We start from the raw sequence: 14,109 nt of genomic DNA on the forward strand, positions 1-14,109 counted from the left end.
AGACTGCCATGCTTAACGGGCAGTTTACCATCGGTTGCCAAGTGACGACTCAGGTCGATTGTTTGCCATTCGGCGAGAAAGCGCCGCCGAAGCCGTTGCTGGACGATCCGTCCTGGCCCAGCAGCAGGGCCAGCAGCCCCTGGTCCTGCTTCAGCCGGTCCATCCGCGCCGCCAGCATCTGATCCTTGTCGCTCAGATTCGGCACGGCGTATTTGGTTTCGCCCGTCCCGGCCGCCGGGGCGCCCTCGCCTGCCGTGCGCTGCAGATTGGCGTGAACCTCGGCGACCGTGGCGGCGCGTCCGCTGCGATAGAAGATGCTTCGGTTGGCCCGCGCGGCCTCGGGGAACATGGCGACGGCGCTGGCGCCCGGATTGCGATCCATCGCCTGCATCAGGCCCGCCGCTCCCGCCGGCCCCAGGAAGTGGGCGGCATAAAGATCGCCGGCCCCCGGCTCCTTGCCCGTCCGACCGCGCAGGTATGCCGCGTTCGAGGCCGTCAGTTCGGCCGCCATGGTCGAGGCGGCATGGGGATCGAACCGAAGGTCCAGCACCACATTGCGCGCCGAACCCTCGACCCGCCAGCGCCCGTCCGATCCACGATGGATCAGATCAGCGTACTGGCCATAGCCGTGCTGGGCGCCGTGCTGTTTGACGGTGCCCAGCCAAGTCTGTTCGATGAATTGGAACAGGCCGGCCGCCGAAGAGGTCGGCGCCTTGGCGGACGGGTTCATCGCACTCTCGCGACGCGCCGTCTTGATCAGAAAGTCGTAGTCCACGCCCACAGCGTTAGACGCGCGCCGAATGGCCGCCTCTACCCCGCCTGTCGATGGAATCGCTCCGATGCCCATGTGCGGATGGTCGACGAACGTAGTTAACCAACCCTTAATTCTTAACGCGGCCGTTAACGGATCGACATTGGTCGAACCCCGAACCTCTGCCGCAAAGCCGCCACAACCAGCGCGCTCAACTTGCAGTTACGGGCGCTGCGGGGGCGGTGAACGAGGGAGTGAAGTTATGATGATCCGTGCCGCCGGTGGCCCCGGCTTGATCAGCCCCATCGACTTCGGGGAACGCAAGAAGCCCATCCCGCGCTGGATGCTGGGCGCCATTTGCGTCTCTGTCGTCCTGCACGTCGGGGCGGGGGTGGCGCTGTATAATCAGCGGTTCGAGTTGAGCGGGATGACGCAACCCGCCGAGCCCGACAAGCCCATCGATGTCTTCTTCCAGACTCCGCCCAAGCCCAAGCCGCTTCCGCCCACGGTCACGGCGGCCCCGCCGACGCCGATTCACAAGCCGGCGCTGACCGTGCCCGCCGATGTGCCGACGCTCGCCCTGACCCCGCCGGATAACCCGACCAATACGGCGCCGCCCGGACAGGTGATCGTCAGCACGGCGCCCACCGGCGTCGAAGGCGGCACGGCGACAGTGGAAACGCCGCCGCGTCCGCCTTCGGTGATCAACAACCCGACCTGGGCCAGCCGCCCGTCGTCGGCGCAGATGGCGCGCGCCTATCCCACCCGCGCGGCCGAGAACGGCACGCCGGGTTCCGCCAGCCTCAGCTGCATGGTGCGCATGGACGGCGGCCTGACCGGCTGCCGCGTGGTGGGCGAGACACCGAGCGGCCAGGGCTTCGGTCGTGCGGCTCAGAGCCTGACGCGCGACTTCCGCATGAACCCGCGCACGGTCGACGGCCGCCCCGTCGATGGGGCGACGGTCAACTTCACCGTCCGCTTCGCGATGGCGGGCTAGAACCGACCAGGATCGAGGGCGCGGGCTTCCGTCGAGGCCGCCCGCCCCTCGATCGCATCGGCGACAACTGCACCCACCAGCGGCCCCAGCAGCCAGCCGTTCCGACGCGGAGCCAAGGCCATGAACAGACCCTGCTCGCCCGGCGCAGCGCCCGCCAGCGGCAGACCGTCCGCCGTCGCCCCGCGCACGCCCGCGCGCCAGTCGATGTCCAGCGGTTCGGGCGTCCGATCCAGCACGCCCCAAGCCGCCTGTGTCAGACGGTCGGATGTCTCGTCATCCGGCGCGGTGTCTCGCCGCCCCGGCTCCATCGTCGCCCCGATCACCGCACCTGAGGCCATCGGCGCGATATAAGCCCCCGGCCCGCGCACGACATGATCCACCAGATTCCGGGCGGCGACGCCGATCTGTCCCCGGATCGGCTGGATGGCGTCGATCAGACCCCGCGCGGCCTCAGGCAAACCCGCGACAGCCTCACCCGCTCCCGTCGCCAGCACCACCGCCTCGGCGTCCAGCATCCGGTTGCCGACAGAGACCCGCCAGCCGTTGTCGGTGCGCACGATCTCCGTCAACCGCCCCATGATGACGGCCTCGCCCAGCGCCTGTTTCAGCGCCGCCAGCGCTTGCGCAGGATCGACCTGATAATCCTCGTCGGTCGTGACACGCTCGCCCTCGCGGCGAACGTCGAAGCCCAGCGCGCGCAGTCGCGCCTCCATCCCGTCGACATCGCCTCCCCGCCACTCGGCCGGTCGATGCGCCAGAGCGATCCCCGCCGCCGCCGAAAATGCAGGCCACAGATCTCGGCCCGCCCGGAACAGCCGGGCGTGATCGGGCGACACGTCGTCAATGGCCGATTCCATCGCCGGGGCGATCATCCCCGCCGCGACTAGGGAGGCGTTCACCTCGCCCGGATCGACCACCACTACCGCCCCGCCGCGTCGATGCAGTTCGAACGCCGTACACAGGCCCAGCACGCCGGCGCCGACGATCACGATGGGAGGGAAAGACATCACGGGCCGTCTGATTGACCCGCAACGCCCCCATTGCAAGATGCCTTCAGGCTATTCCGCCGCCATTGAGGCCGCGCCCGCATCGTCCAGGCGCGCGACCAGGGCCGTATGCTGGTCCCACAGGGCGGTCGGCAGACGGTCGCCGAACTGGCGATAGAAGTCCGGGATGAGCGCCGCCTCCTCGGCCCAGACGCTCGCGTCCACATCCAGCAGGATCGAGAGTTGAGCCGGCGTCAGGTCCAGGCCCGACAGGTCCAGCGCGGCCACGGACGGCACCCGACCGACCGCCGTGTCCACCGCCTCGGCCTCGCCGTCGATCCGTTCGCTGATCCATTTCAGCACGCGCGCATTGTCGCCGAATCCGGGCCAGACGAACCGCCCGTCCTGATCTTTCCTGAACCAGTTGACGAAGAAGATGCGCGGCAGTTTCGACGCGTCGCGCCCCTGCCCCATCTTCAGCCAGTGGGCGAAATAATCGCCCATGTTGTAGCCGCAGAAGGGCAGCATGGCGAAGGGATCGCGGCGCAGTTCCCCGACCTTGTTTTCCGCCGCCGCCGTGCCTTCGGACGCCACGGTCGAGCCCATGAAGACGCCGTGTTCCCAATAGAACGCCTCGGTCACCAGAGGCACGGCGCTGGCCCGCCGACCGCCGAACAGGATGGCGTCGATCGGCACGCCCTTGGGATCTTCCCATTCCGGCGCGATGGCGGGACACTGGCTTGCCGGGGCGGCGAAGCGGGCGTTGGGATGCGCCGCCGGTTCACCGGACGCGGGATCGTGCGGCTGGCCCTTCCAGTTCGTCAGCCCCTGCGGAGCCTCCTTGGTCAGCCCCTCCCACCACACATCGCCGTCCTGCGTCAGGGCGGTGTTGGTGAAGATGGTGTTGGTCGCCAGGGTCTCCAGCGCATTGTGGTTGGTGTTGCGGCTGGTGCCGGGCGCGACGCCGAAGAAGCCGGCCTCGGGGTTCACGGCATACAGCCGCCCGTCGCCGCCGAACCGCATCCAGGCGATGTCGTCGCCGATGGTCTCGGCCTTCCAGCCCGGCAGGCTGGGCTGCAGCATGGCCAGGTTGGTCTTGCCGCAGGCGCTTGGGAAGGCGGCGGCCACATATTTCGCGCGCCCCTTCGGATCGGTCAGCTTCAGGATCAGCATATGCTCGGCCAGCCACCCCTCGTCGCGGGCCATGATTGAGGCGATGCGCAGGGCGTAGCATTTCTTGCCCAGCAGGGCGTTGCCGCCATAGCCCGAGCCATAGGACCAGATTTCCCGCGTCTCGGGGAAATGCACGATCCACTTGTCATCGTTGCAGGGCCAGGGCACGTCGGCCTGACCCGCGGCCAGCGGCGCGCCCAGCGTATGGACCGCGGGCACGAAGACGCCGCTGTCGCCCAGCTGGTCCAAGGCCGGTTTGCCCATGCGGGTCATCACCCCCATCGACAGGGCGACATAGCCGCTGTCGGTGATCTCGACGCCCAAGGCGCTGATGGCCGATCCCAGCGGCCCCATGCAGAAGGGCACGACATACATCGTCCGCCCCGCCATGCAGCCGTCGAACAGCCCGTCCAGACGCTCGCGCATTTCGATCGGATCGGCCCAGTTGTTTGTGGGACCGGCGTCGGCCTCGTCGTCCGAACAGATGAAGGTCCGGCTCTCGACCCGCGCCACGTCGCGGGGATCGGACGCGGCGTAATAGCAGCCCGGCCGCTTGTCCTGATCCAGCGCCCTCAGCGTGCCCTTGGCCAGCAGGTCGGCGGTTATGGCCGCCTTCTCCTCTTCCGAACCGTCGCACCAGTAGACACGGGCGGGCTTGGTCAGGGCGGCGATCTGCTCGACCCAAGCGACGAGGCCGGAATGGGCGGTCGGCGACGGATGGAGTCCGGGCGTGGCGGAAAGGGGCAAGGGCGTCTCCTGAGCGAACAGGCCCGACGATCTGACGCCGTCGTGACCTTCAGCACGCGACGATCACGCACTGTTACAGGCGAGATGCTCCGGTCTTTCCGCCACGTCAAACCGTGCAAGAAAGCGCCGATGTCCACCGGTGTCTCTGGCAAAAGATCGCAGGTGTCAGCGGCGCGATCGGGCGCTAGAAGAGCGTGTGCAAACGCTGGATTCCCTCTCCGCCCTGCCTGACGGCGCCCTCAGCTCGCCCGCTGCTCGTCGCAATGCGGAGGCGATTCTGCAGGTCCTGCGCGCCCATCTGCCGGCGCGCGGACGCGTGCTTGAGATCGCCTCGGGATCGGGTGAACACGCCACCGCCTTCGCCGCCGCACTGCCCGGCCTGGACTGGACGCCCAGCGACACCAGCGAACAGGCGCGCGACAGCATCGCCGCGTGGACGCGCCAGTTGGCGCTGACCAACCTGAATTCGCCGCTGGCGCTCGACGCGGCCGATCCGGCGACGTGGCCGCAGGGGCCAGTCGATGCGATATATTGTGCAAACATGACGCACATCAGCCCCTGGTCGGCGACCGAGGGGCTGATGGAACAAGCCGGTCGCGTCCTGCGACGCCCCGGCGGTCTATTGGCGCTCTACGGACCGTATCGCGAGGCTAAAGTCGAGTTGGCGGCGTCGAACGCCGCCTTCGACGACAGTCTGAAGGCGCGAAACGCTGAATGGGGTCTACGCGACCGTGAAACGGTCGAGGCCCTGGCCCGCTCGCATGGTCTTGCGGCCACGCTGCGGGTTCAGGTGCCGGCGAACAACCTTATCCTGCTGTTCCGCGCCGTTTGATCAGGCGATCGCGCCGACGATCTTGGACAGTGCGCCGTTGTCGCTCAGCATGGTCACGGCGCCGTCCTTGAACACCGCGCCGTCGGCCTCAGCCGAAACGCCGAAGCTCTCGGCCGCCAAGGCCACGCCATCAGCGAAGGCAATGACCGTCAGGGCGTTGGCGCGCGCCAAATCCAGCAGGGACCGGACGGCGGCAAGCGACGCCTCGTCTGTCGAACCGCCCGGAACGATCAAACCCTTCAGCCGGCCTTCGACGATGTCCTTGGCCGTCGCGGTGGCCAGCACGGTCACGCCGCCGGTGATCAGGCTGGCGTCGCCCGTCGAGATCGGGGCCAGGCCCACGCCTTCGGCTCGCAACGCGCCCTCCACGTCGCCCAGCTCGCCGAACTCCATGTCACGCCGCATCACCAGCCCCATGCGCAAACGGGTAGGAACAGGACGGTTGTAACCGGTGCGACGGGGGCCTGCGGAAGATTTGTTTTGAGCGAACAAGACGTCTCCTTGAAATGTTTCAATACTGATCCAGATCCGACATGCGAGGCTGTCGAACCGCCCACGCCAATGATCAGAAAAAGGGAAATCGACGGGTTCGACGCCTGTCGTCCCGCACTCAGGATCATTTGTGGAATGTTGTCACATATAGTGGAGATCCCGTCAGGATCAACCTGCCAATTAGGACAGGCTGGCCATCCTAATCCTGAAAACCGTGTCCGGCTTGCTCGCGACCTCGCCCGGCTCTAGACAGCGACATCGACTGGACGACGGAATCGCATGGCCTTCACCCGCACCTATGATGGCGACGAACCCGTTCGCGTGAACAAGTGGCTGGGCCAGACCGGCGTCTGTTCCCGGCGCGAGGCCGACACCCTGATCGCAAACGGCCTGGTCTCCATCGACGGCGAGACCATCAGCGACGCGGGCCGCAAGATTCAGCCGGGCGAGACCCTGACCTTGAACGACACCGCCCAAGCGGCCCTGGCGTCGGGCATGACCCTGGTGCTTCACAAGCCGGTCGGTTACGTCTCGGGCCAGCCCGATCCCGGCAAGATCCCCGCCGTGCGCCTGCTGACGAAACCCAACCGTATCGGCGAGGGCGAGATTCCTGCTCGCGACGCCTCCCTGCCCCCCATCGGCCGGCTGGACGAGGATTCGCGCGGTCTGTTGCTGCTGTCGTCTGACGGCGTCGTCGCCAAGGCGGTGATCGGCCCGGCTTCCGAACTGGACAAGGAGTATCTGGTCGTCGTCGAAGGCTTGATCACCGAAGGCAAGCTCAGCCGCCTGCGGCACGGCATGGAACTGAACGACAAGCCGCTCAAGCCCGCCCGCGTCACCCAGATCGGGCCGCAACGCCTGCGGTTCATCCTAGACGAGGGCAAATACCGCCAAATCCGTCGCATGTGCGAACTGGTGGGGCTGGAGGTCGTGGACCTGTACCGCACCCGCATCGGCCCGCTGGAGTTGAGCGACCTGCCCGAGGGCCGCTGGCGTCACCTGACAAACGAAGAGCGCGCGATGCTCATCGCCCACTCAGCATCCTGAGTTCAGCGCCCTAATCCAGGGCCCTGAACCACTGATCCAGCAGTTGCGCCTCGACGCGTCGCGCTTCGGTGCGTTCGGCCGCCTCCGCGTCCACGCCCCACTGGTCTTCCTGAAACAGCTCGTCGATCCGCGACAGGTCGAACGCCCCGCCGCCGTCCAGCACTCCCCGCTCCACCGCCAGGGCCAGCACCGCCGACCCCAGCAACGGCACGGCCGTCGCCAACCCCGTCAGACGGAAGTCATCCAGCGACAGGGCGTGCGCCTTTACCCGCGCGATGGCGTCCGGCGACTGCGGCCGATGCACGATGCCGGCCACAGGCTCCAGCACCACGCCCATCTCGCGCGCGGCCCAGTCGCGCCACGGCCCCCATTCCCGCGCCTGTCGCTCGACCAACGGCGTCGGATGTTCGGCCAAATAGCAGACCACGTCCGATCCCGCATAAGCAGCGATCTCGTCGGCCACCGGCTCGCGCGCCTGACCGATCCGGTCGATGGCGGTCGAGGCCAGCCGCGTCGCCGGCATGGTCGAGGGATCCAGAAACTTGCCCTGCGCCGCCCATTCGTCGGCGACCAGCTGGGCTGCGGCCTGCGTCGGCAGAACCAGCGCCGCCTTGTCCGGCGTCTTGGGCGTGCGCCCGTCCAGCAGCACGGCCCAGCCGCCGTCTGCATGCGGACCGACGACCGCCTCCTTCCAGAAGCGCGAGATTCGGTCCGGCGACTGTTCGACGAAACGCGGGCGATGCGGGGCGGGCTTGTCAGTCATCAGAGGTCCGTTGAAATCAGGCCGGCACGACGTCGAACGCCAGCGTCAGACGCGACGCCTCGCCGCCGAACGGCTGGGTGCCGTGCCACATATAGGAAGGAAACAGCACCAACGTTCCCGGCTGGGGCTGCACATGGTGTTCGGCTGCAAGGCTCGGCAAGCCGGGCGGCGCGCCGAATCGCAACCAGCCCTCGCGCCCCTCCCCCGCCACTGCAGGAGGCAGTTCGATATGGCAGGCCGACGACAGCCAGCCGTTCGAATGGATATGGTCGGCGTGAAACCCGTTCGGCTGCAATCGCACCGACCAACTGCCCTGGATGCGATAGTCGCCGGTATTGCGGGCTCTCAACGGATCGTCACCCTTACCCACCCCCTCCATATAGTCGCGGATCGGCCTGTCGATGGCTTGGAAGAACGCCTTGATCGCCGGATCATCGCTTTGCGCCAGCGCGGCGACGGTCTGCGATCCCCCGCGCAATGACTGCCCCACCGGATGGGTTTTCAGCGTGTGCAACCGATGCAGCGCCCGGGCCAGATCGACCAGATAGGCCTCCAGCGACGCCCACCCCGGCGGCGTCTCCAGCCGATAGGAACGCACGAAGGCGTCGTAGTCGTACATCCGGCCATAGCGATCATCGCCCAGCATCCGCCAGGCCGTCGCATGGAAGGCCAGCACATGCTGGTTCAACGGCTCTCGCACCCGCAGCGCCTCGATCGGAATCAGCGCGGCGTCTGCTTGGCCTAGAGCCAGCAGACATTCGGCCTGCGTCACCATGATCGCCGCGACCCCACCGCCGGCCAGGGCCGCCGCCCGGTTCGCATGATCCAGGGCACGTCGCGCATCCAGCATCAGGCACGCCTGCGCCGCCGCCAACTCGCCCGGCCCATCCAATGGCCCGGCGACCAGCGTGCGATACGCCCGCTCCGCCTCCCCGGCGTATTCCAGCAGCCGCGCCTTGATCTGACGCGGCATGGGCGCGGCGGGCGATGCGGCGATGGCGGCGTCAAGCGGCGCGCAGGCGGCCTCAAGATCGGCATCGCGCATCCAGATCAACTGGCACAGATCCCTCAGCGCATCGCCATAGCCGGGCCGCCGCGCCAGCGCCTGACGACAGGCGTCTTCAGCCTCATCGAACCGGCTCTGCGCCTGGAGTGCACGCGCCAGCACCAGCCAGGTCTCCGGCGCATCCCCGCCGATGGCCATGGCGCCGCGACAGGCGGCCTCCGCCTCGGCCGCCCGGCCCAGATCGCCCAGGGTGGAAGCTAGATTGTGCCGCGCCGGCACGCTGTGCGGTCGAACCGCGACCAGTCGCTGTGAGGCAGCCGCGCTGTCCGCCAGACGCCCCGCACGTTTCAGCAAGTCGGCCTGAAATGACAGCGCCTGCCACGGCGCGTTCGCATTTGCGACCACCGGCGTCAGCACGTCCAACGCCTCATTCAGCCGCCCAACGGCGGCTAAGGCTTGGGCCTGCTCGACCTGTGACTGCCCGACCGCCGTCACCGGATTCGTTTCACGCCCAGGAAGGGATCGTCCTCCGCCTCGTCCTCGGAGAAGCCGAAGTGGGCGAAGCCGGCCTTCATCTCAGGGCTGAGCGGCGCCGTGACCTTCAGTGTCCCGCCGCGAGGGTGGTCCAGTTCAATACTGCGCGCATGCAGTTGCAGCTTCAGCGGTCCGGACAGTTCCTTGGATTTCTCGTCGCCGTATTTCGGATCGCCCAGGATCGGGTGACCAATCCCGGCCATATGGGCGCGCAGTTGGTGCGTCCGTCCGGTGAAGGGCCGCAGCGCCATCCAGGAGGCACGGTGCGAGGCGCGACTGACGGTGCTGAACGCCGTCTCGGCCGGCTCGGCCTTGGGGTCCTTGCGCTCGGCCGGGCGCATCATCTCGAAGTCGTTGATGCCGGTCTTCTTCAGCGGCATGTCGATCTGGCCTGAATAGGGCTTCGGATTACCGATGACGATGGCCCAATAGGTCTTCTTGGCCTGACGCCGTGCGAATGCGCCGGCCAGCCGCTTGGCCGCCTCCGGCCCCTTGCCCAAAAGCAGAACGCCCGAGGTGTCGCGGTCCAGACGATGGACCAGACGGGGCCGGTTGACCCCCTCGCCCCAGGCCGACAGCAGACGGTCGACGTGGCGGCTGGTCTTGGTGCCGCCCTGCACAGCCAGGCCGTGCGGCTTGTTGATCGCAATGACCATGTCGTCCTCATAGAGGACCAGCGACTTGACGAAACGAATGTCCTGTTCGGACAGGGTGTGCATGTCCCCGGCCTGGCGCGAGGTGTCGTCCGGGATCGGCGGCACCCGCACGGCGGCCCCGGCGGTCAGACGGCCTTCGGGCTTGATGCGGGCGCCGTCCACGCGGATCTGGCCGCTGCGGGCCATCTTCTGCACCTGGATGTTCGACAGGTGCGGCCAGCGGCGGCGGAACCAGCGGTCCAGTCGAATGCCGTCCTCGTCCTCCGCAACGTAGATCGTCAGGACTTCGCGTTTCGGGGCGTCCTTGATGGCGTCTTTTTCAGCGTCATGCGGCTCGTCCGCTGGAGAATAATCGGTCAAAGCGGAGCTCCAAGGGCGCGGCGGGCGATGATCAGGCCGACGAACAGGGCGACGATGGCCAGGACGACCGAGCCGACCACATAGGCGGCGGCCAGGCCGATCTGGCGGCGCTCGATCATCTGCACCGCCTCCAGCGAATAGGACGAAAAGGTCGTGAACCCGCCCAGCACGCCGACGGCGGCGAACAGCCTGACGGCCTCCTGCTGCGCCCCGCCCCGGAACGCCAGCCAACCGACCAGCAGCCCCATCAACAGGCCGCCGATGACATTGGCCGCGAACGTGCCCAGCGGCCAGCCGACGTTGGGCGCCAGCCGGCCCACGGCGAGCCCCAGCCCATAGCGGGCCATGGAGCCTATGGCTCCGCCCGCCGCAACGAGAAGAAAACGTGTCATCGTGCGGCCTTCTATACGCCGCACGCGCCGAAAGCGATGGTCAGCGCGGGATGGAACCCTGGACCGAGCGCGCATCATAGGCGTTGGGCCGCTCCGGCTTCTGCCCTCGACCCAGAACGACTTCCAGCGTGGTCGATGTCGGTTGCGGTCCGCTGAAGTTCAGACCCACGCCCACCCCGACGCCCGAGGCGGAATAGCCGCCGTAGCGGCTGCTGCCGCCGCCGATGGACACGCTGGGGCGAACCCCGCCCGCCCCACCCGGCCGCCCATCGGTCCAGCTCTGTGTTACCTCGAACCAGTCATAGCCCTGTTCGGTCGTCAGATCGGCGGCGCGTACCAAGGCCCAGTCGGCGACGCGCCCGGTCGCCCCGACGCCGTTATAGCTGACGCGATAGCGGTTGGACTCGATCCTCTGTTCAGAGAACCCCTGCCCGTTCGGTCCCTGCTGGGCGCCGTAGGGGGCCAGGCTGGCGCAGGCGCTCAGCGCGAGGGCGGACAGGCCGGTCAAGGCGATGGCGAGACGCTTCATCATAGGTATCCTTTCGACGACATAGCGCCAAAACCGACACGACGTTCCCTCAAGAGACGGGCGACCTACAGGCCCAGAGCCGTGTGCAGTCTGGCGAAGTCCTCGGGCGGCGGCGCCTCCACCGTCGTCGTGCCGCCTTCGGGATGGGGAAAGCTCAGCCTGGCGGCGTGCAACATCAAGCGCGGCGCGGGCCCCACCGCCGTGGTCAGGGCGCCGCCGTAACGCACGTCCCCGATCAACGGCCGACCGATATGGGCCATATGCACCCGCAATTGGTGCATCCGCCCGGTCAGCGGCTCCAGCTCGACCACCGCCCCTTCCGGTCCCGAGGCCAGGGTCCGGTATTTGCTCTGCGAGCCCTGCGCGCCCGGCGCATCGAAGGCGACGACGCGCATATAGCTTTCGCGCCCGATCTCCTCGCGGCGCAGCGGCGCGTCGATGGTCGCGGACGCCGGTTCGGGTGCGGCCGACAGCAGGGCCAGATACTGTTTTCTGAACCGCCGCATCTGCAGCGCCTTGCCCAGGAAACTCGCCGCCGGTTTGGTCTTGGCCGCCAGGATCACGCCCGAGGTGTCGCGATCAAGCCGATGCACCAACTCCGGCCGCTTGCCGTTCGACCGCGCAAACGCCCAAAGCAGATCGTCCAGTGTATGCGCCTTGATCCGCCCGCCCTGGCTGGACAGGCCCGGCGGCTTGGAAAAGGCGATGACATGCGCATCCTCGTGGATCACCCACGAACGGACGGCGGCGATCTCATCCTCGGACAGGACGACGGGTTGGCGGGTTGTCATCGGGGGCTTCTAGAGGTCAGTCGCCCGCCGCGTCCACAGCGCCGTCCACCGCCATCCGCGCCCGCATCTCGGCCCAGCGGTCCAGCCGCGCCTTGACCTTCTCCTCATGCCCCTCGCCCTTGGGCTTGTAAAAGATGCGGCGCTCCATCTCGTCGGGGAAGAAGTTCGCGCCGGAAAAGCCTTCGGGCGTATCGGGGTCATACTGATAGCCCTTGCCGTAGCCCAGCGACTTCATCAGCTTGGTCGGGGCGTTGCGGATATGGGCCGGCGGCATCAGCGAGCCGGTCTCATAGGCCGCCTTCTTGGCCGCCTTGAAGGCTTCGTACACCCCCACCGACTTGGGCGCGGTGGCCAGGTGGACCACGGCCTGGGCCAGGGCCAGTTCGCCCTCGGGGCTGCCCAGAAAATCGTAGGTGTCCTTGGCCGCATTGGCGACCAGGATTGACAGGGGGTCCGCCTCGCCGATGTCCTCGACCGCCATTCGCACGATCCGACGCGCTAGATACAGCGGATCCTCGCCTCCATTCAGCATCCGCGCCAGCCAGTACAGGGCGGCGTCCGGGTCCGAGCCTCGCACCGATTTATGCAGGGCGGATATGAGGTTGTAGTGTTCTTCTCTCGACTTGTCATAAGCCGGCGCCCGCCGCTGCAGCACCCCGGCCAGCCCCTGCACGTCCAGCATCTCGCCTTCAGGCAGGTCGAACAGCACCTCCGACATGGTCAGAAGATAGCGACCGTCGCCGTCGGCCAGAGCCAGCATGGCCTGGCGCGCTTCCGGCGCCAGCGGCAGGGCCTTCTCCATATGCGCCTCGGCCCGCGTCAACAGCTGATCCAGCGCCGCGTCGTCCAGCCGCTTCAGCACATAGACCTGCGACCGCGACAGCAGCGCCCCGTTCAGCTCGAAACTGGGGTTCTCGGTCGTGGCCCCGACCAGGGTGACGACGCCGGCCTCGACGAAGGGCAGGAAGCCGTCCTGCTGGGCGCGGTTGAACCGGTGGATTTCGTCCACGAACAAAAGTGTCGATTGCCCCGCCGCGCGCCGCATCCGCGCCGCCTCGAACGCCTTCTTCAGATCGGCCACGCCCGAGAAGACGGCGCTGATCGCATGATATTCATAGCCCGCCGCCTGGGCCAGAAGCCGGGCGATGGTGGTCTTGCCGGTCCCGGGCGGCCCCCACAGGATCATAGAGCCAAGCCGTCCGGCCTCGATCATGCGCCGGATCGGACCGCCGGCGCCCAGCAGGTGATCTTGGCCGACCACCTCGTCCAGCGTTCGCGGGCGCAGGCGGTCGGCCAGGGGCGCGTCGGGGGGCAGAATGCCGGAGGCTTCGAACAGATCGGTCATGGGTGCGACCTATGTAGTCATTCGCGGGGCGCTTTTCACGCGCTAGTATGGCGGCCCGCCAAGGAGACCGCCTTCATGACCGCCGCCAATCCGAACCAGGGTCCGACTGCGGGCCTGACGCCCCATCTGACGATCCCGTCGCGCGGCGCCTCGGCGGCGGCGGATTTCTACATCATCGCCTTCGGGGCCGAAGTGCTGGACCGCAAGCTGGCCGACGACGGCGAACGCCTGATCCACGCCCATCTGAAGATCAACGGCGCCAGCGTCATGCTGAACGACGAGTTCCCGGAATACGCAGGCGGCCAGGACGTGCGGCCTGCAGGCGTCACCCTTCACCTTCAGGTCCTCGATCCTGACGCTTGGTGGACCCGCGCCATGACCGTCGGCGGCGCAGAGCCGGTCATGGACATGGCCGACCAGTTCTGGGGCGACCGCTACGGCGTCCTGCGCGACCCCTTCGGCCACACCTGGTCCATAGGCGGACCGACGAAGGGCTGAGGATAGTCAGTCCCTGTCGAGCATCTCCGCCGCGCGCTTCTTCTCCGCCGCCGCATTCTCAATCTTCGTCATCTGGTGATCCATCCAGGTAGCGGGGCGGATGACGTGGCCTCTCCGAGCAAGCCATGACGCCATCTTCCAGGCGGCGATCACGAAGACAGCAAGGCCTACTGTTCCAATGAAAAGTCCGAAGATCGTGGGCTCACTCAT

At 67.5% G+C, this 14,109-nt stretch carries 16 protein-coding genes; 4 read left to right on the forward strand and 12 right to left on the reverse strand.

All coding sequences use genetic code 11. The annotated features are described in order from the left end of the window. Nucleotides 1-49: 49 nt before the first annotated feature. Nucleotides 50-847 carry a transglycosylase SLT domain-containing protein gene (locus tag ACK4MH_RS11500; RefSeq protein WP_409718382.1) on the reverse strand — a complete coding sequence of 266 codons (798 nt, stop codon included), beginning with the start codon at nucleotides 845-847 and terminating at the stop codon, nucleotides 50-52. A gap of 166 nt (nucleotides 848-1,013) precedes the next feature. Between ACK4MH_RS11500 and ACK4MH_RS11505 the strand changes: the two genes are divergently transcribed. Then, the gene (locus ACK4MH_RS11505; RefSeq protein WP_409718385.1) at nucleotides 1,014-1,748 is read left to right on the forward strand and encodes a TonB family protein; all 735 of its coding nucleotides are present in this window, start codon (nucleotides 1,014-1,016) and stop codon (nucleotides 1,746-1,748) included. On the opposite strand, the gene ACK4MH_RS11510 is transcribed toward ACK4MH_RS11505, so the two are convergent. Next, entirely contained in the window at nucleotides 1,745-2,755 is a 1,011-nt protein-coding gene (locus ACK4MH_RS11510) for an NAD(P)/FAD-dependent oxidoreductase (protein WP_409718388.1), read from the reverse strand. The two genes, ACK4MH_RS11505 and ACK4MH_RS11510, sit on opposite strands and share 4 nt — an antisense overlap. A 51-nt stretch (nucleotides 2,756-2,806) precedes the next feature. After that, nucleotides 2,807-4,654 carry a phosphoenolpyruvate carboxykinase (GTP) gene (locus tag ACK4MH_RS11515; protein ID WP_409718391.1) on the reverse strand — a complete coding sequence of 616 codons (1,848 nt, stop codon included), beginning with the start codon at nucleotides 4,652-4,654 and terminating at the stop codon, nucleotides 2,807-2,809. A gap of 196 nt (nucleotides 4,655-4,850) precedes the next feature. Between ACK4MH_RS11515 and ACK4MH_RS11520 the strand changes: the two genes are divergently transcribed. Continuing rightward, nucleotides 4,851-5,486, forward strand: coding sequence for a DUF938 domain-containing protein (locus ACK4MH_RS11520; protein ID WP_409718394.1), 636 nt, complete (start codon nucleotides 4,851-4,853; stop codon nucleotides 5,484-5,486). On the opposite strand, the gene ACK4MH_RS11525 is transcribed toward ACK4MH_RS11520, so the two are convergent. Further along, nucleotides 5,487-5,891 carry a hypothetical protein gene (locus ACK4MH_RS11525; protein ID WP_409718397.1) on the reverse strand — a complete coding sequence of 135 codons (405 nt, stop codon included), beginning with the start codon at nucleotides 5,889-5,891 and terminating at the stop codon, nucleotides 5,487-5,489. It abuts the gene before it with no gap. A 366-nt stretch (nucleotides 5,892-6,257) separates the two neighbouring features. Here ACK4MH_RS11525 and ACK4MH_RS11530 point away from each other — a divergent pair, with 366 nt between their 5' ends. Further along, entirely contained in the window at nucleotides 6,258-7,025 is a 768-nt protein-coding gene (locus ACK4MH_RS11530; RefSeq protein WP_409718400.1) for a pseudouridine synthase, read from the forward strand. Between the two features lie 10 nt (nucleotides 7,026-7,035). Here the strand turns inward: ACK4MH_RS11530 and ACK4MH_RS11535 are convergent, their stop codons facing one another. The 7 genes from ACK4MH_RS11535 to ACK4MH_RS11565 all read right to left on the reverse strand — a co-directional run bounded on the left by ACK4MH_RS11535 (nucleotide 7,036) and on the right by ACK4MH_RS11565 (nucleotide 13,401). Further along, on the reverse strand, nucleotides 7,036-7,788 hold the full coding sequence (locus tag ACK4MH_RS11535; RefSeq protein WP_409718403.1) for an ATP12 family chaperone protein: 753 nt from the start codon (nucleotides 7,786-7,788) through the stop codon (nucleotides 7,036-7,038). A 16-nt stretch (nucleotides 7,789-7,804) separates the two neighbouring features. Then, nucleotides 7,805-9,289, reverse strand: coding sequence for a putative 2OG-Fe(II) oxygenase (locus ACK4MH_RS11540; RefSeq protein WP_409718406.1), 1,485 nt, complete (start codon nucleotides 9,287-9,289; stop codon nucleotides 7,805-7,807). Then, entirely contained in the window at nucleotides 9,286-10,293 is a 1,008-nt protein-coding gene (locus tag ACK4MH_RS11545; protein WP_409718556.1) for an RluA family pseudouridine synthase, read from the reverse strand. Before ACK4MH_RS11545 ends, ACK4MH_RS11540 begins: the two co-directional genes overlap by 4 nt. Before the next feature lie 47 nt (nucleotides 10,294-10,340). Next, nucleotides 10,341-10,736, reverse strand: coding sequence for a fluoride efflux transporter CrcB (gene crcB, locus ACK4MH_RS11550; protein ID WP_409718409.1), 396 nt, complete (start codon nucleotides 10,734-10,736; stop codon nucleotides 10,341-10,343). 40 nt (nucleotides 10,737-10,776) lie between these two features. Beyond that, nucleotides 10,777-11,265 carry a CC0125/CC1285 family lipoprotein gene (locus ACK4MH_RS11555; RefSeq protein WP_409718412.1) on the reverse strand — a complete coding sequence of 163 codons (489 nt, stop codon included), beginning with the start codon at nucleotides 11,263-11,265 and terminating at the stop codon, nucleotides 10,777-10,779. A 65-nt stretch (nucleotides 11,266-11,330) separates the two neighbouring features. Continuing rightward, nucleotides 11,331-12,056, reverse strand: coding sequence for an RluA family pseudouridine synthase (locus tag ACK4MH_RS11560; RefSeq protein ID WP_409718415.1), 726 nt, complete (start codon nucleotides 12,054-12,056; stop codon nucleotides 11,331-11,333). Between the two features lie 16 nt (nucleotides 12,057-12,072). Continuing rightward, complete coding sequence (locus ACK4MH_RS11565) at nucleotides 12,073-13,401, reverse strand: replication-associated recombination protein A (protein ID WP_409718418.1); 1,329 nt, start codon at nucleotides 13,399-13,401, stop codon at nucleotides 12,073-12,075. Between the two features lie 75 nt (nucleotides 13,402-13,476). Between ACK4MH_RS11565 and ACK4MH_RS11570 the strand changes: the two genes are divergently transcribed. Continuing rightward, entirely contained in the window at nucleotides 13,477-13,899 is a 423-nt protein-coding gene (locus tag ACK4MH_RS11570; RefSeq protein ID WP_409718421.1) for a VOC family protein, read from the forward strand. Nucleotides 13,900-13,905: 6 nt separating this feature from the next. On the opposite strand, the gene ACK4MH_RS11575 is transcribed toward ACK4MH_RS11570, so the two are convergent. Next, nucleotides 13,906-14,109 carry a hypothetical protein gene (locus tag ACK4MH_RS11575; protein WP_409718424.1) on the reverse strand — a complete coding sequence of 68 codons (204 nt, stop codon included), beginning with the start codon at nucleotides 14,107-14,109 and terminating at the stop codon, nucleotides 13,906-13,908.

It is taken from the genome of Brevundimonas sp., from assembly GCF_046295075.1.
GTDB lineage: Bacteria > Pseudomonadota > Alphaproteobacteria > Caulobacterales > Caulobacteraceae > Brevundimonas.